A 14,972-nucleotide genomic window follows, 5' to 3' on the forward strand; every position below is an offset into this window, starting at 1 on the left:
ATGGCTGCCGCATCGCGCGACTTGCAGGGGCTGCTTGCCGGCCTCGACCCGACGGCCGATGTGGCGCAGCGCCACATCTGGCTCATCAACATCTTCGACTGGCTGCGCGGTGACCGCGCCTCGCCGCAGGCGGCCATGGGCCGCGTCCAGCTGCTGCTCGACGCCATCGAGGCGCGGCCGGAGCTGCGCGAGCGGCTGCGCGCCTGGTGGCGCGCATTCACGCAGTCGGTCGACCTGACCACGCTGCTGGCGGACTACGGCTTCGCGCCGCGCACCGCCTTCGCCAGCGAATTGGGCGAGCGGCTGCGCCGCAAGATCCTGCCCGGCACGCCCGAGACCACCGATGCGTCCGACCTGTTCCGCATGGTGCTGCCCGGCGTGTTCGACGCCGGCTGGATCGCGCTGCTCGACGAAACGCAGCTCGCGCGCATCGGCGCGCTGCTGGCCACCTCGGCCACGGATGCCGCCATCGACGACGACGGCGCGCCGCGCTGGCGCCACACGGTGATGGACGCCGTGACCTACTGCGCCAGCCAGGTGGTGGCCACCGGCTTCTCGCCCGAGCTGCGGCTGCGCATGAGCCCCGAGCTCGTCGCGGCCCGCCCGTTCCACGCGTTGATGGCCGACCTCGACGGACTGCGCGAGCAGATGTTCGCGCAGCCGCGCGACGACGCCGCGCTGCAGGCGGCCTTCGTGGTCTTTCGCGACCGGCTCGACGCCTGCCGCGCCGTGACCTCTTCGGTCTACACGCACCTGGAGGACAACGGCATCTCGGTGGGCCTGGTGTTCCGGCTGCGCCAGTTGCGCGAGCGCGTGCTGCGCATCCGCGAGCTGCTCGACTGCCTGATGTCGCCCAGCCCCGCGCCCAGCGTGGCGCGGCTGATCGGCCGGCTGGTGCTGGCGGGCGGCGAGCGCAACAGCATCCGCGCGCTGATCGCGTCCAACTCGTCGATGCTGGCCGCCAAGGTGACCGAGCGCAGCGCCGAGACCGGCGAGCACTACATCACCCGCGACCGCGCCAGCTACGCGCAGATGGTGAAGAAGGCCGCGGGCGGCGGCGCGCTCACTTCCATCACGGTGCTGCTGAAGTTCGGCATCTATGCGCTGGGCCTCTCGGCCTTCTGGAGCGGCCTGGCTGCGGGCCTGATGTATGCGGCGAGCTTCGTCGCCATCCAGCTGCTGCACCTGACGCTGGCCACCAAGCAGCCCGCGATGACCGCGCCGGCGCTGGCGGCGCGGCTGCGCGACATCAAGTCGGACGAGGCGGTCGACAGCTTCGTCGACGAGGTGGCCAACCTGGTGCGCTCCCAGGTGGCGGCGGTGCTGGGCAACGTGCTGGTGGTGGTGCCGGCGATGGCGGCAGTGGCGCTGCTGATCCAGCTGGCAACCGGCCGGCCGCTGCTCGACGCGGCGCATGCGGCGGCCACGCTGAATTCGCTGTCGCTGGCCGGCCCGACCGCGCTTTATGCGGCATTCACCGGCATCCTGCTGTTTTCGGCAAGCATCATCGCCGGATGGACAGAAAACGCCTTTGTCCTGCACAGACTGGACTCCGCCATGCGTTACAACCCTCGCATCGGCGCTTTTCTGGGTGCCGCACGGGCTCGCCGCTGGGCCGACTTCATGCGCACGCACATCTCAGGCTTCGCCTCCAATATTTCGCTGGGACTCATGCTCGGACTGCTGCCCGCGTTCGCGGGTTTCTTCGGGCTCGGGCTGGATGTGCGCCACGTGACACTGTCGGCCGGGCAGATTGCCGCGGCTGCGGCGTCCACCGGGCTGTCGGTGCTGCAGCAACCCGCGCTGTGGTGGGCGGTGGCGGCCATTCCCGTGATCGGCGCGCTCAATGTGAGCGTGAGTTTCTACTTCGCTTTCCGGCTGGCGCTGCGCGCGCACAGCGTGAGCCTGAATGACCGCGCGCGCATCCGCAGCGCGATCTGGGCGCGCTGGCGCAGCCGGCCGGTGAGCTTCTTCCTACCTGCATGAACCTGACGAGCTTCCTCAACGACCTGCTGGGCTTCTGGTCCGAATGGGTACGCCCCTCGGCAGGCCTGCCCACCGTGCTGTGGTCGCTGCTGCTGGCGGCGGCCGCGGCTTCCGGCCACCTGGTGCAGCGCTACCTGGGCCTGCCCAAGGTGATCGGCTACTCGCTGGTGGGGGCAGTGGTCGGCTTTGCCGGCTTCGAGGGCGCGATCTGGCCGCTGCGCGGCATCAGCCTCTTTTTGCTGGAGCTGGGCGCGGCCGTGGTGCTGTTCGAGGCCGGCGGCCGGCTGCCGTTGCGCTGGTTCCGCCACAACCCGATGGTGCTGGTGCAGAGCCTGCTCGAAGCCACGCTCACCTACTTCGGCGTGTACTGGATATTGACGCTGCTGGGCCTGCCCGAGCCAGTGGCCAACCCGATCGCGCTGATGGCCATCGTGGCCTCGCCGGCGGTGCTCAGCCGCGTGATCATCGACACCCGCGCCGCCGGCCCGGTGACCGAACGCGCCATGACGCTGGCCACGCTCAACACCTTCTACGCGCTGGCGCTGGGCTATGCGCAGGCCGGGCTGATCGAGCGCGCGCCGCAAACGGTGCTGCAGCAGCTCTATCCGGTGGCCGTGGTGCTGGGCCTGTCTTTCGTGGTGGGCGGCATCATGGCGCTGGCGCTGCGCTCGGCGCTGCGGGTGATGAGCCCGACCAGCGAGAACACGTCGATCCTGCTGCTGGCGATCATCGCGGCAGGCGCGGCGCTCACCGCGCACATCGGCGGATCGGCGCCGCTTGCCGCGCTGATCGGCGGCGTGCTGCTCAAGACGCTCAATCCCAAGCCCTGGGCCTGGCAGCGCCAGCTGGGCACGGCGGCGTCGCTGCTCACCATGCTGATGTTCGTGCTGGTGTCGATCGTGGCCGCGCAGGCCGACTGGACCCTGCCGGTGGCCAGCGTGGTGCTGGCCGTGATCGGCGTGCGCCTGCTGACCAAGATCGCGGGCGTGGCCATCGCCAACCCCGGCAGCGGCGCAAGCTGGAAGCAGGCCTTCTGGGTCGGCTGCGCGATGTCGCCGCTGTCGTCGATAGCGCTGCTCATCGCCTCCAATTTCGCCACCGCCTCGCCCCTGCTGGGCACCATGATCACGCAGGTGGCCCTGCCTTCGATCCTGCTGATGGAAGTGGTGGGCGCGGTGCTCGCCACCGTGGCCATCCACGCGGTCGGGGAGAGTTCGGTGCCCTGGGCGCCCCAGGCCTTCAGCACCACCGAGGACACGCAGCGATGAGCATCGGCAACAACGCAGCCACCCCCATCGATCCGGACAGCGACGACGTGCGCTCCGCCCCGCTGCCCTCGGATCCCGAGAGCCGCATGGTCAAGCTGGAGCCCTTCAACAAGTCGCAGGCGCTGTCGCTCGGCGTGGAGCTGGAGCTGCAGCTCGTGAACACGCACGACTACGACCTCGCGCCGTACGCCGAAGACATGCTGCGGCTGATGGCGCAGACGCCGCTGCCCGGCAGCGTGGTGCCCGAGATGACCTCGAGCATGATCGAGATCTCGACCGACATCTGCCATTCGGCGCAAGACGTGATCACGCAGCTTTCGCCGATTCGCGAGGCGCTGATCCGCAATGCCGACAAGCTCAACATCGCGGTGGTGGGCGGCGGCACGCATGCCTTCCAGCAGTGGCACGAGCGCCGCATCTACGACAAGCCGCGCTTTCGCGAGCTGTCGGAGCTGTACGGCTACCTGAGCAAGCAGTTCACCATCTTCGGCCAGCACGTGCACATCGGCTGCCCCGACGCCGACGCGGCGCTGCTCATGCTGCACCGCATGTCGCGCTACATCCCGCACTTCATCGCGCTGTCGGCGTCTTCGCCCTTCGTGCAGGGGCAGGACACGCAGTTCGACTCGGCACGGCTGAACTCGGTGTTCGCGTTTCCGCTGTCGGGCCGCGCGCCCTTCACGCTGAGCTGGAAGGAATTCGAGGCGTATTTCGAGCGCATGACCCGCACCGGCGTCGTGCGCAGCATGAAAGACTTCTACTGGGACATCCGCCCCAAGCCCGAGTTCGGCACCATCGAGATCCGCGTGTTCGACACGCCGCTCACGGTGGAGCGCGCCGCCGCGCTCGCGGGCTACGTGCAGTCATTGGCCGCGTGGTTCCTGCAGGAGCAGCCCTTCGAGCCGACGGAAGACGACTACCTCGTCTACACCTACAACCGCTTCCAGGCCTGCCGCTTCGGCCTGGACGCGGTGTACGTCGACCCCGCCAGCGGCCAGCACATGCCGCTGCGAGACCACATCCTGATGACGATGACGCAGCTCGAGTGGCACAGCGAGGCGCTCAACGCCACGCAGGCACTGGGCGAACTGCGCACCAGCGTGGAAGCCAACCGCAACGACGCGCGGTGGCTGCGCGAGAAGCAGGGGAAAGAGCGGCTGCTGGCGGAGGTGGTGCGGCAGGCGGCGCTGAGGTTCCGGGGCGAGGCCTGAGGGAGCCCGCCTGCGCACCCCTTATGCTCACCCCCCATGGGTGAATTCGACCTGATCACACGCTACTTCAAGCGCCCCGCCATGCGCTCTCCGCTGGGCGTGGGCGACGACTGCGCCTTGCTCGCGCCCGCGGCGGGCATGCAGCTCGCGGTGTCCTCCGACATGCTGGTCGAAGGCCGGCACTTTCTCTCCACCGTCGATCCGGCGCGGCTCGGCCACAAGGCGCTGGCGGTGAACCTCAGCGACCTGGCCGCCTGCGGCGCAAAGCCGCTGGCCTTCACGCTGGCGCTGGCGCTGCCCGGCGTCGACGAACCCTGGCTCGAAGGCTTCTCGCGCGGCCTGTTCGCGCTGGCCGACGCGCACGGCTGCGAGCTGGTGGGCGGCGACACAACGCGCGGCCCGCTGAACATCTGCATCACGGTGTTCGGCGAAGTGCCGGCCGGCGCGGCGCTGCTGCGCTCCGGCGCGCGCGCGGGCGACGACATCTGGGTCAGCGGCACGCTGGGCGACGCGCGCCTGGCGCTCGAAGTGTTCCGCGGCACGGTGTCGCTGTCGGCCGAGGCTTTCGAATCGGCGCGCGCGCGCATGGAGCAGCCCACGCCGCGCGTGGCGCTGGGGCAGGCGCTGCGCGGCATCGCGTCTTCGGCGGTGGACGTGAGCGACGGGCTGATCGGCGACCTGGGCCACATCCTCGCGTCGAGCAAGGTGGGCGCCACGCTGGACGCCGATGCGGCCACCGGCCTGATCGCCGCCGAGGTGCCGGGCCTGGGCACCGCCATCCTGCGCACCTGCGCGCTCTCGGGCGGCGACGACTACGAACTGGTCTTCACCGCGCCGCCTTCAGCGCGCGCGGCGGTCGAGCAGGCCGGCCTCGACAGCGCGACGCCCGTGGCGCGCATCGGCCGCATCGAGCCCGAAGCGGGCCTGCGCATCGTCGACGCGGCCGGCGCGCCGGTGCCGCAGCGCTTCGGCTCCTTCGATCATTTCGTCTAGCGCCTGCTTCGAACAATAGCTACAGCGAGCGCTTCAATGCCTCGATGAAGGCGCGCGCCGCAGCCGAGAGCGAGTGGCCGCGCTTGGTAACGATGGAAATGTCGCGCGACACACGCGGCGCGCTGAGCATCTTGATGACCAGCGACGGATCGGACTGCGCGCGCGCGAAGGCCGAGGGCATGATCGACGCGCCCATGCCCGCAGCAGTCATCCAGATCGCGGTCGACAGGAACGACACCTCGTTCACCACGTCGAGCGTCACGCCCGCTTCGGCCGCGGTGCCCTCGATCAGCGGGCGTACGCCGTAGCCCGGCCGCACCGTGATGACGGGGTGCCGGCCCAGGTCGTTCCAGCGCACCACGCGGGCCTTGGCCAGCGGATGGTCGTTGCGGCACACCAGTGCCAGGTGGTCGCGCATGAGGCGCTGCACTTCGACCTCGGCACCGGGGCGCTCTGGCGTACCAATACCGAAGTCCACATGCTCGCCGATGATGCGCGAGATGAACTGGTCGGGCGCGCAGTCGTTCACCAGCACGCGCACGCCCGGATGCTGCTCGGCGAAGGCGCGGATCGCGTCGGGCAGCAGGAAGCCGGCGAGCGTGGGCGTGATGGCCAGCGTGACGCGGCCTCGCTCCAGCGTGGCCAGTTCGCGGAAGTCGGCCGAGAGCGAATCGACGTCGCGCAGGATGCGCTCGACGGTGACCATCATCTGCTCGGCCGCGGCGGTCGGCTTGAGCGAACGGGTGGTGCGATCGAACAGGCGTGTGTCCAGGCCGTCCTCGAGTTGGCGGATCAGCATGCTCACCGCCGACTGCGTCACGAACAGCCGCTGCGCCGCCGTGCTGAGCTTGCGCAGCTGGTAAACCGCGAGAAATGCGCGCAGCTGGCGGATCGTAGGACTGAAGTTCGCATTCATCAGCAAAGATGATATTTGATTCGAAATTTCTTGATTTACGAATGAATCCTGCCATCGTTCAATTCGTGACGACCACCATCGCACCCAAGGAATCTCGATGCCAGCATCCATCGCCCGCGGGCCCGGAGTGCTTCGTCGGCAGTTGATGCTGACCGCCGCCTGCGCCCTGCTGGGCGGTGCGGCCCTCGCGCAGGCGCCGGCGCCGTCTGCCACTGGTGACTTTCCCAACAAGCCGATCCGCATGGTCGTGACCTTTCCGCCCGGCGGCAGCGCCGACGCGGTGATACGCATGCTGGTGCCGCGCCTGAACGAGAAGCTGGGCCAGCCGGTGGTGGTCGACAACCGCCCTGGCGCGGGCGGCAACGTAGGCCTGTCGCTGGTGGCCAAGGCGCCGGCCGACGGCTACACGCTGGGCCTGGGCGCGGCCGGCGCGCTGGCCGCCAACGTGAACCTCTATCCGCAGATGCCCTTCGACCCGGTCAAGGACTTCAAGCCGGTGGCCATGGTCGCGGCCACGCCTTTCGTGATCGTGGGACACCCTTCCACACCGGCGCGCACGCTGCGCGAGCTGATCGCGCTGGCCAGGGCCAAACCCGGCATGCTGTCGATCGGGCACGGCGGCAACGGCACGGCCATGCACCTGTCGGCCGCGCTGTTCGCGCAGATGGCCGACGTGAAGCTGGTCGAGGTTCCCTACCGCGGCTCGGGGCCGGCGGCGCTCGATGCCATCGCGGGGCAGATTCCGCTTGCGCTGGTCGACCTGCCGGCTTCGCTGCAGCAGATCAAGGCGGGCAAGCTGGTCGCCTTCGCGGTGACCAGCGCGCAGCGCGTGCCGATGCTGCCCGACGTACCCACGGTGGCCGAGGCCGGGCTGCCCGGCTACGACTCGACCGGCTGGTTCGGCGTGGTTGCGCCGGCCAGCACGCCCGCGCCCATCGTGACGCGGCTCAACGCCGAGATCAACGCCGCCCTGGGTGACGAGCAGATCAAGGCCTCGATTCGCAACCTGGGCGCCGAGCCCGCGCCGGCCTCGAGCGAGGCCTTCGAGGCGTACATCCAATCCGAGACGAAGAAGTGGGCCAAGGTGATCCAGGCCGCCCACATCCGGCTCGACTGACACGCTCTTCTTTTTGCCGTGAACATGACAGACAACACCGCAGCCGCACTGACTGCCGACGTGATGATCGTCGGCGCGGGCCCCGTGGGGCTCACGCTGGCCATGGACCTCGCCTCGCGCGGCGTCTCCGTGATCATCTGCGAGACCCGCAGCTTCGCCGAGCCGCCGAACGTGAAATGCAACCACGTGGCCTCGCGCACGATGGAGCAGTTCCGCCGCCTGGGCGTGGCGCAGAAGCTGCGCGATGCAGGGTTGCCGGCCGACTACCCCAACGACGTGGTGTTCCGCACCACCGTGACCGGCACCGAGCTCACGCGCATTCCGATCCCGTGCCGGCGCGACCGCTACACCGACACCGCGGGCCCCGACGGCTGGTGGCCCACGCCCGAGCCGCCTCACCGCATCAACCAGATCTACCTGGAGCCCATCCTGCTGAAGCACACGGCGGCGCTGCCGGGCGTGCAACTGCTGAACCGCACGCAGTTCGCGGGCTTCACGCAGGACGACGACGACGTGACGGCGATCGCCACCGACATGGACAGCGGCGTCACCCGCACTATCCGCTGCCGCTACATGGTGGGCTGCGACGGCGGTGCTTCCGGCGTGCGCAAGCAGATCGGCGCCAGGCTCGAGGGCACGGCCGTGATCCAGCGCGTGCAGTCGACCTTCATCCGCGCGCCGCAACTGCGCGCCATGCTGCCCGGCAAGCCGGCGTGGTCTTGCTACGCGATGAACCCGCGCCGCTGCGGCACGATGTTCGCCATCGACGGCCGCGAGACCTGGCTGGTGCACAACCACCTGAACGCCGAGGAACCCGAGTTCGATTCGGTCGACCGCGATGCGTCGCTGCGCGCCATCCTCGGCGTGGGGCCCGACTTCGAGTACGAGATCATCAGCAAGGAAGACTGGGTCGGCCGCCGCCTGGTGGCCGACCGCTTCCGCGAAGGCCGGGTGTTCCTGGCCGGCGACGCGGCCCACCTGTGGGTGCCGTATGCGGGCTACGGCATGAACGCCGGCGTTGCCGACGCGCTGAACCTCTCGTGGCTGCTGGGCGCGGTGCTGCAGGGCTGGGGCGACGAGGCCATGCTCGACGCCTACGAGGCCGAGCGCCTGCCGATCACCGAGCAGGTGTCGCGCTTCGCGATGGACCACGCGCAAAAGATGATCCGCGCGCGCCGCGCGGTGCCGCCGAACATCGAGGAACCGGGCCCCGCGGGCGACGCGCTGCGCGCCGAGATCGGGAACGAGGCCTACGAGCTGAACGTGCAGCAGTTCTGCTGCGCCGGGCTGAACTTCGGCTACTTCTACAGCGGCTCGCCGATCATCGTCGCGGACGGCGAGCACACGGCGCCGGACTATTCGATGGGCGCGTTCACGCCCTCCACCGTGCCGGGCTGCCGCGCGCCGCACTTCTGGCTGGCAGACGGCCGCTCGCTGTACGACGCCTTCGGGCCGGGCTACACGATGCTGCGCTTCGACCGCAGCGTCGATGTGCGTCCGCTGGAGCGCGCCGCGGCCGCCTACAGCATGCCGCTCACCGTGCTGGACATCGAGACCGAAGAAGTGCCCAGCGTCTACACCCACCGCCTGGTGCTGTGCCGCGCCGACCAGCATGTGGCCTGGCGCGGCGCGCACCTGCCGGCCGAGGTGTACGACCTGGTGGGCACGCTGCGCGGCGAGGGGCGCCGGATACTCTCGCGCCGGCGGGCCCTGGCCTGGGAAGGCGTGGTCGCCTGAACCAGCCTCACTACCAGCCGCGCCCGGCAGCCACCGCGCGCCAGGCCAGCCACACGGCCAGCGCCGGGGCGAGCGCGAAGCTCGCGAACAGCCAGACCGCCGCCGAGCGCGCGCCTTCCACGCCGCCGGGCGTGGTGAGCCCCGCCGCGTTCGCCACCAGGCCCGCCACCGCCGCGCCCACGGCCATGCCGTAGAGCTGCACCGTGGTGATCGAGGCAGAGGCCAGGCCTTCCTCGCCCTTGGGCGCCAGCGACATCACGCGCGTCAGCAGGTGCGGCCAACCGATGCCCACGCCGAGCCCCACGGCCGCCAGCGCGACCGCGACGACCAGCGTCTCCAGGCTTGCGCCGAACATGCCCGCCGACGGCAGCAGCCATGCCAGCGCCACCAGCCCCAGCGTGCAGATCACCGGCCCGGCGCGCAGCATGCGGTCGGCGCCGGCACCGCTGCGGCCCGAGGACAGCAGCGAGCCCGCGCTCCAGCCGCCGGCCATCGCCGCCGTGAGGTAGCCCGCCGCAAGCGGCGTGTGGCCGTGCAGCAGCTGCAGGAAATAAGGCACGAAGATTTCGGTGGTGGTGCCGATCAGCAGCAGCGCCACGCTTGCATAGATGGCACCGAGCGGCGCGCGCATGGAGTAGGCGCCGCTCGGCAGCACCCGCACCGCGGCGCTGCGGTCGATGCGCGTGGCGACAAAGCCGATGGCCAGGCCCAGCGCCACGCCGACGGCCTGCCAGAGCAGGTCGGACAGCAATCCGCTGGCCGCGATCACCAGAACCGAGGTAGCGAGCAGCCCGATCTGTGGCGCCGGCACACGCGGCATGGTGGCGGGCCGCGTGTGCGTCACGCCGGCCGAGGGGCGTAGTTGCACCAGCACCAGCACGGCCTGCGCGGCCGCTACCGGCAGCAGGAACCAGAAGGCCCAGCGCCAGTGCCCGGCCTGCGCGAACAGCCCGCCCACGGCCGGCCCGCAGAGCGTGGCGACGCCCCACATGCCCGACACCAGCGCCACCGCGCGCGGCCACAGCCGCTGCTCGAACACCAGCTGGATCAGCCCGTAGCTCAGCGCCGCGAGCAACCCGCCGCCGAGCCCCTGCACCGTGCGGCCCGCGAGCATCCACGGCATGGCCGGCGCCAGTGCACAGCCGATGGAGCCGGCGCTGAACACCGCCAGCGCCGCCAGGCATGCACCGCGCGGGCCGAGTACCGCCAGCAGCCGCACCGACAGCGTGGCGCCCAGGATCGAGCCGACCACGAAGAGCGTGGTGCTCCAGGCGTACCAGTCGAGCCCGCCGATCTCGCGCACCACGGACGGCAGCACGGTGGTCACGATGTGGACGTTGACGGCATGCAGCGCGACACCGCCGGTCAGCGCGAGCGCGCGCCAGCCGTTGCGGCCGCTGAAGAGTTCGCCCCACCCGGCAGTGGGCGGCGCGGGCCGCAGGGCGGCGGAAGAAGAAGACATGACAAGGATGCGAAGGACTGGAAGAAGCCTGGATGGTAGGCCGCGCACCCCGATTAAACAAGCTATTGCTTTGATAAATAAAACGACCGGCGCGCGGGCCGGCGAACAGGCCGCGGCGCAGATGCGCGACACTCCTGCCCCTGATGCAAGCCGCTTCTTCTTCCTCCTCATCTTCCTTCAACGCCTCCCCGTCCGGCGCCATGCCCCTGCCCTCCATGCGCCGCGCCACGCTGCGCTTCATGCTCTCCCACCCCGCGCACTTCATCGCGCTGGGCTTCGGCTCGGGCCTGCCGCGCTTCGCGCCCGGCACCGTGGGCACGCTGTGGGCCTGGGTGGCCTTCGCGGTGATGCAGCTGTGGTTCACGCCCGCGACCATCGGCTGGATCATCCTGGCGTCGCTGCCGGTGGGCTGGTGGGCCTGCACCGTGACCGCGCGGGACATGAACGTCGCCGACCCCGGCGCCGTGGTGTGGGACGAGGTGGTCGCCTTCTGGATCGTGCTCTGGCTGGTGACGCCGGCCGGGCTGCTGGCGCAGGCCGTGGCCTTCGCGCTGTTCCGCTATTTCGACGCCGCCAAGCCCGGCCCGGTGGCCTGGGCCGATGCGCTGTTCAAGCAGCGCGATGCGGCACAGGTGCGCTGGTGGCGCGCGGGCTTCGGCATCATCCTCGACGACTTGGTGGCGGCCTTCTGCACGCTGCTGGTCATTGCGCTGTGGCGCGCCTGGTAAGCATGGTGAAAGCGATGGATTCTTCTTCGACCGCGACGACAACTACAACGGCTGCGACGACAACGCTCGCGGACTTCGACACGCCCGCGCTGGTCGTGGCCGCGGCCGGCCTGCTGCAGAAAAAGGGCTGGATGCTGGCCACCGCCGAGAGCTGCACGGGCGGGCTGATCGGCGCGGCCTGCACCGAGCTTGCGGGCTCCAGCGCATGGTTCGAGCGCGGCTTCATCACATATTCGAACGAAGCCAAGACCGAGATCCTGGGCGTGGACGCGGCGCTGATCGCCGCCAACGGCGCGGTCAGCGAGCCGGTGGCGCGTGCCATGGCCGTGGGCGCCATCGCCCGCTCGGCACCGTCGCGCGTGGCGCTGGCCGTGACCGGCGTGGCGGGCCCGACCGGCGGCACGCCCGACAAGCCGGTGGGCACCGTGTGGTTCGGCTGGTCGGTCGACGGCCAGGTGCGCACCGAGCGCCGCCGCTTCGACGGCGACCGCGCCACGGTGCGCGCGGCCACGGTGCACTACGCGCTGCAAACGCTGGTCGAACTGCTCTCGGCCCGATAAGACGCGACCGGACACACCAGGAGACCCCATGACCGCAGTGACCAACGCCCAGACCATCGAGCGCTTCTACAGCGCATTCGCCAAGCTCGACGCGCCAACCATGGAGGCCTGCTACGCGCCCGATGCCGAATTCGACGACGAGGCCTTCTCGCTGCGCGGGCGGCGCCAGGTGGGCGGCATGTGGCGCATGCTGGCAAGCGCCACGCAGGCCAAGGGCGCCGACGTGTGGCGCCTGACCTGGCGCGACGTGCAGGCCGACGAGCGCACCGGCGGCGCCCACTGGGACGCGCACTACCGCTTCAGCGCCACCGGCCGCATCGTCGACAACAGCGTCGACGCGCGCTTCACCTTCACGCCCGAAGGCCTGATCGCCACGCACCACGACAGCTTTGCGTTCTGGACCTGGTCGCGCCAGGCGCTCGGCGCGCCCGGCCTGCTGTTGGGCTGGACGCCGATGCTGCGCAAGAAGGTGCGCGCCACCGCAGCCGCCAATCTCGCAACCTACCTCGCACGCCAACCATGACCGACAACACCACCGCCCTCGTCTTCTCGAACAACGAGGCGCAGCACCGCTACGAGGCCGCGCTCGACGGCAAGCTCGCGGCCTATGCCGAATACAACCTGCTGACCGACGCGATCATGTTCACCCACACCGAAGTGCTGCCCGAGCACGAAGGCAAGGGCGTGGGCTCCGGCATCGCGAGGCATGTGCTCGACGAGGCCCGCGCCAAGGGGCTGCATGTGATTCCGGTGTGCCAGTTCATCGCGGGCTACATCCGCAAGCACCGCGAGTACGCCGACCTGGTGCGGGCCGACATCCAGCGCGCCTTCAAGATCTGATTTCGCAGGCCTTCGGCGCCGGCAGCCAAGCGAAGGCCGCGATGCCCAGCACCAGCAGCACGGCGATGGTCGCCAGCACGGCGGTCAGCGGATCTGCGCCGTGCGCAGAGGCCACCGAGGCAGCGACGCCGGTGCCCCACTGCATGAGCGCCACGCCGAGGAACATCGCCATCGTGAACACGGCCATCGCACGGCCGGTGAGCGCGGCGGGGTAGGCACCGCGCACGTCGGCGTACTGCCAGACGATGAAGCCCGAGAGCACGCCGATCAGCACCATGCCCGCGATGTCGAGCCAAGCCGAGTGCAGCACCGCGATGAGCGCGAAGAGCCCCGCATAGCCGAGCCCGCAGATCACGATCCAGCGGCGGCGCCCGGCGCCGTCGCGGTCGAGGCGCCCGAACAGCGGCGCGCCGAACAGCGAGATCACCGACACCGCCAGGGCGACGTTGCCGCTCTCCACCAGCGAATAGCCGTGCCGCCCCATCATGAGCGGGCCGAGCCACAGCCCGCGCAGCGAAATGAAGGCCGCATACGTGACCGCGCCCAGCACCACGATGCCCAGCGTGTGCGGCATCGCGAACAGCGCGCCGAACTGGCGGATGGCCTCGGGGGTCGATTCCTTCACCTGCGGCACGGCCGCGGCCGGCTCGTGCACCCAGTACCAGATGGCGAGCCAGGCCAGCGCAGCCGCCACGGCCAGCACCAGGAAACCCGCGCGCCATGAATAAGCCTGCACCAGCCACGCCAGCGGCGTGCCGGTGGCCAGCATGCCCAGCCCGCCGATGGCCAGCACCATGCCCGACACGGTGGCGAAGCGCGCCGCCGGAAAGTGCCGCGCGATGAACACGGTGCACACGAGGAAAGCCGGCGCGCAGCCCACGCCGATCAGCGCCTGCCCTGCCACCAGCACCAGATAGCTCGGCGCCACCGCCGACAGCAACGCGCCCGCGATGGCGATGGGAAAAGCCACCAGCACCGTGCGCCGCACGCCGTGCAGGTCGATGCCGATACCCATGAAGAGCTGCATCGCGCCGAACGCAAAATGAAAAGCCCCCGAGAAAATCCCGAGGGCCTGGGCCGACAGCCTGAAGTCGGTTTGCAGCGGACTCGCCATGATGGCGCCGACCGTACGGAACGCCTGGCTCAGCGCGACCCCGGCGCACAACGCCAGGACCATGACCCATGCAGCGCGGGGCGTCAGGGGTTCTGCGGCGGAGCGCTGTGCCAGGAGGGAACTCATTTCAGGAATACCGCGGAACCGGCTCTGCCGGGCCGCAGGTATTGCCCCCTGCAAGGGGGTTGGCACAGCGACACGAAGTGCGCGAAGCCTGGGGGTGAGCCCAGTTACTCACCGTGGCACTTCTTGTATTTTTTCCCGCTGCCACAGGGGCAGGGGTCGTTGCGGCCGGGCGTGGCCTCCTTGCGGATCGTCTCGGCCTTCGGGCCCAGGCTCTTCCAGAGCTGGCGCAGGTCGTACACGGCCCAGATGGCGGCGCCGAAATCGTCCAGGCGCTGCTGGCTCACGCTGGGCGGGCCGTCTTCGCTGTACATCGAGACCGTGGGCTTGGCGTTGTCGTCCTCGGTCAGCGCGACGATGTTGTCGAGCGCATCGTTCAGCATTTGCGCGGCGTCCTTGTCGCGTGGTGCGGCCCAGTCTTCGGGCCAGTTCTCCACCGCGTACATGAAGCCCAGCGCCCAGACCTGGGCGAACGAGGGAATGGCTTCGCCGGCGACTTCGGCGCGCTCTTCCTCGGGCAGCGATGCGATGGCGCCGCGGGTGTCGAGCACCTCGGGCTGCCAGCTGCGTTCGTCGTCGAGCGTCTCGACGGGAGCGTCGAGGCCCTCCTCGATCTCGATCCAGCGGCGCTTCCAGTTCCAGACGAACTCCATGTGCTTGGCCGACGAGAAGCTGTCGCCCAGCAGCACGGGCCAGTACTCGGAAGGCATGATGGGGCGGCGGGTGCAGATCAGCGCGGCCATGAAGCCCTCGCAGAATTCCCACTGGGGAATTTCCTCGTCGTGTTCGCGCATGGCGTCGAGCGCCTGGTCGAGTGCGTCGAAATCGTCGGGGCCGAGGGGTGCGGGAGTGGCCGAAGCGGCCGGTGTGGGGTCGGGAATGGTCGTCATGGCAAGGTGGGGACAGCCCTCTATGAT

General features: G+C 69.9%; 14 protein-coding genes. 10 read left to right on the forward strand and 4 right to left on the reverse strand.

Annotated elements, in window-relative coordinates; translation table 11 throughout:
• From ACQY8B_RS21410 to thiL, 4 genes are all read left to right on the forward strand, one after another.
• On the forward strand, window positions 1-1,986 hold the full coding sequence (locus tag ACQY8B_RS21410) for a site-specific recombinase (protein ID WP_422088545.1): 1,986 nt from the start codon (window positions 1-3) through the stop codon (window positions 1,984-1,986).
• Window positions 1,983-3,254 carry a cation:proton antiporter gene (locus tag ACQY8B_RS21415; RefSeq protein ID WP_422088546.1) on the forward strand — a complete coding sequence of 424 codons (1,272 nt, stop codon included), beginning with the start codon at window positions 1,983-1,985 and terminating at the stop codon, window positions 3,252-3,254. The genes ACQY8B_RS21410 and ACQY8B_RS21415 overlap by 4 nt, the downstream gene beginning before the upstream one ends.
• Window positions 3,255-3,340: 86 nt before the next feature.
• Window positions 3,341-4,465, forward strand: a complete 1,125-nt coding sequence (locus ACQY8B_RS21420; protein ID WP_159053750.1) for a YbdK family carboxylate-amine ligase — start codon at window positions 3,341-3,343, stop codon at window positions 4,463-4,465.
• Window positions 4,466-4,501: 36 nt separating this feature from the next.
• On the forward strand, window positions 4,502-5,458 hold the full coding sequence (gene thiL / locus ACQY8B_RS21425; protein ID WP_422088547.1) for a thiamine-phosphate kinase: 957 nt from the start codon (window positions 4,502-4,504) through the stop codon (window positions 5,456-5,458).
• A 19-nt stretch (window positions 5,459-5,477) separates the two neighbouring features.
• On the opposite strand, the gene ACQY8B_RS21430 is transcribed toward thiL, so the two are convergent.
• A complete protein-coding gene (locus tag ACQY8B_RS21430; protein ID WP_422088548.1) occupies window positions 5,478-6,374 on the reverse strand; it encodes a LysR family transcriptional regulator in 897 nt (298 codons plus the stop codon).
• 97 nt (window positions 6,375-6,471) lie between these two features.
• Here ACQY8B_RS21430 and ACQY8B_RS21435 point away from each other — a divergent pair, with 97 nt between their 5' ends.
• Together ACQY8B_RS21435 and ACQY8B_RS21440 are read left to right on the forward strand one after the other, a co-directional pair.
• Window positions 6,472-7,491 carry a Bug family tripartite tricarboxylate transporter substrate binding protein gene (locus ACQY8B_RS21435; protein ID WP_422088549.1) on the forward strand — a complete coding sequence of 340 codons (1,020 nt, stop codon included), beginning with the start codon at window positions 6,472-6,474 and terminating at the stop codon, window positions 7,489-7,491.
• 24 nt (window positions 7,492-7,515) lie between these two features.
• Window positions 7,516-9,228 (forward strand): FAD-dependent oxidoreductase, encoded by a 1,713-nt coding sequence (locus ACQY8B_RS21440; protein WP_422088550.1) that lies wholly within the window; start codon window positions 7,516-7,518, stop codon window positions 9,226-9,228.
• Window positions 9,229-9,238: 10 nt separating this feature from the next.
• Here ACQY8B_RS21440 and ACQY8B_RS21445 read toward each other — a convergent pair whose 3' ends face one another.
• A complete protein-coding gene (locus ACQY8B_RS21445; protein ID WP_422088551.1) occupies window positions 9,239-10,690 on the reverse strand; it encodes an MFS transporter in 1,452 nt (483 codons plus the stop codon).
• Window positions 10,691-10,890: 200 nt separating this feature from the next.
• Here ACQY8B_RS21445 and ACQY8B_RS21450 point away from each other — a divergent pair, with 200 nt between their 5' ends.
• Genes ACQY8B_RS21450 through ACQY8B_RS21465 form a run of 4 tightly spaced genes read left to right on the forward strand, consistent with a single transcriptional unit; the run spans window position 10,891 to window position 12,818 of the window.
• Window positions 10,891-11,418, forward strand: a complete 528-nt coding sequence (locus ACQY8B_RS21450) for a phosphatidylglycerophosphatase A (RefSeq protein ID WP_422088552.1) — start codon at window positions 10,891-10,893, stop codon at window positions 11,416-11,418.
• A 14-nt stretch (window positions 11,419-11,432) separates the two neighbouring features.
• Entirely contained in the window at window positions 11,433-11,978 is a 546-nt protein-coding gene (locus tag ACQY8B_RS21455) for a CinA family protein (RefSeq protein WP_422088553.1), read from the forward strand.
• Window positions 11,979-12,006: 28 nt separating this feature from the next.
• Window positions 12,007-12,501 (forward strand): nuclear transport factor 2 family protein, encoded by a 495-nt coding sequence (locus tag ACQY8B_RS21460; RefSeq protein ID WP_081267835.1) that lies wholly within the window; start codon window positions 12,007-12,009, stop codon window positions 12,499-12,501.
• Window positions 12,498-12,818 carry a GNAT family N-acetyltransferase gene (locus ACQY8B_RS21465; protein WP_422088554.1) on the forward strand — a complete coding sequence of 107 codons (321 nt, stop codon included), beginning with the start codon at window positions 12,498-12,500 and terminating at the stop codon, window positions 12,816-12,818. Before ACQY8B_RS21460 ends, ACQY8B_RS21465 begins: the two co-directional genes overlap by 4 nt.
• On the opposite strand, the gene ACQY8B_RS21470 is transcribed toward ACQY8B_RS21465, so the two are convergent.
• Window positions 12,808-13,995 (reverse strand): MFS transporter, encoded by a 1,188-nt coding sequence (locus ACQY8B_RS21470; RefSeq protein WP_422089090.1) that lies wholly within the window; start codon window positions 13,993-13,995, stop codon window positions 12,808-12,810. The two genes, ACQY8B_RS21465 and ACQY8B_RS21470, sit on opposite strands and share 11 nt — an antisense overlap.
• A 167-nt stretch (window positions 13,996-14,162) precedes the next feature.
• Window positions 14,163-14,945 (reverse strand): UPF0149 family protein, encoded by a 783-nt coding sequence (locus ACQY8B_RS21475; RefSeq protein WP_422088555.1) that lies wholly within the window; start codon window positions 14,943-14,945, stop codon window positions 14,163-14,165.
• Window positions 14,946-14,972 lie beyond the last annotated feature (27 nt).

Source organism: Variovorax sp., from assembly GCF_965279555.1.
Taxonomy (GTDB): Bacteria; Pseudomonadota; Gammaproteobacteria; order Burkholderiales; family Burkholderiaceae_C; genus Variovorax.

Excerpts from the sequence above, each read along its gene's own strand:
- ACQY8B_RS21410 (WP_422088545.1), top strand. The coding sequence starts at position 1 with ATGGCTGCCGCATCGCGCGACTTGCAGGGGCTGCTTGCCGGCCTCGAC.
- ACQY8B_RS21415 (WP_422088546.1), top strand. The coding sequence starts at position 1,983 with ATGAACCTGACGAGCTTCCTCAACGACCTGCTGGGCTTCTGGTCCGAA.
- ACQY8B_RS21420 (WP_159053750.1), top strand. The coding sequence starts at position 3,341 with ATGGTCAAGCTGGAGCCCTTCAACAAGTCGCAGGCGCTGTCGCTCGGC.
- thiL (WP_422088547.1), top strand. The coding sequence starts at position 4,502 with ATGGGTGAATTCGACCTGATCACACGCTACTTCAAGCGCCCCGCCATG.
- ACQY8B_RS21430 (WP_422088548.1), bottom strand. The coding sequence starts at position 6,374 with ATGAATGCGAACTTCAGTCCTACGATCCGCCAGCTGCGCGCATTTCTC.
- ACQY8B_RS21435 (WP_422088549.1), top strand. The coding sequence starts at position 6,472 with ATGCCAGCATCCATCGCCCGCGGGCCCGGAGTGCTTCGTCGGCAGTTG.
- ACQY8B_RS21440 (WP_422088550.1), top strand. The coding sequence starts at position 7,516 with ATGACAGACAACACCGCAGCCGCACTGACTGCCGACGTGATGATCGTC.
- ACQY8B_RS21445 (WP_422088551.1), bottom strand. The coding sequence starts at position 10,690 with ATGTCTTCTTCTTCCGCCGCCCTGCGGCCCGCGCCGCCCACTGCCGGG.
- ACQY8B_RS21450 (WP_422088552.1), top strand. The coding sequence starts at position 10,891 with ATGCCCCTGCCCTCCATGCGCCGCGCCACGCTGCGCTTCATGCTCTCC.
- ACQY8B_RS21455 (WP_422088553.1), top strand. The coding sequence starts at position 11,433 with ATGGATTCTTCTTCGACCGCGACGACAACTACAACGGCTGCGACGACA.
- ACQY8B_RS21460 (WP_081267835.1), top strand. The coding sequence starts at position 12,007 with ATGACCGCAGTGACCAACGCCCAGACCATCGAGCGCTTCTACAGCGCA.
- ACQY8B_RS21465 (WP_422088554.1), top strand. The coding sequence starts at position 12,498 with ATGACCGACAACACCACCGCCCTCGTCTTCTCGAACAACGAGGCGCAG.
- ACQY8B_RS21470 (WP_422089090.1), bottom strand. The coding sequence starts at position 13,995 with ATGGTCCTGGCGTTGTGCGCCGGGGTCGCGCTGAGCCAGGCGTTCCGT.
- ACQY8B_RS21475 (WP_422088555.1), bottom strand. The coding sequence starts at position 14,945 with ATGACGACCATTCCCGACCCCACACCGGCCGCTTCGGCCACTCCCGCA.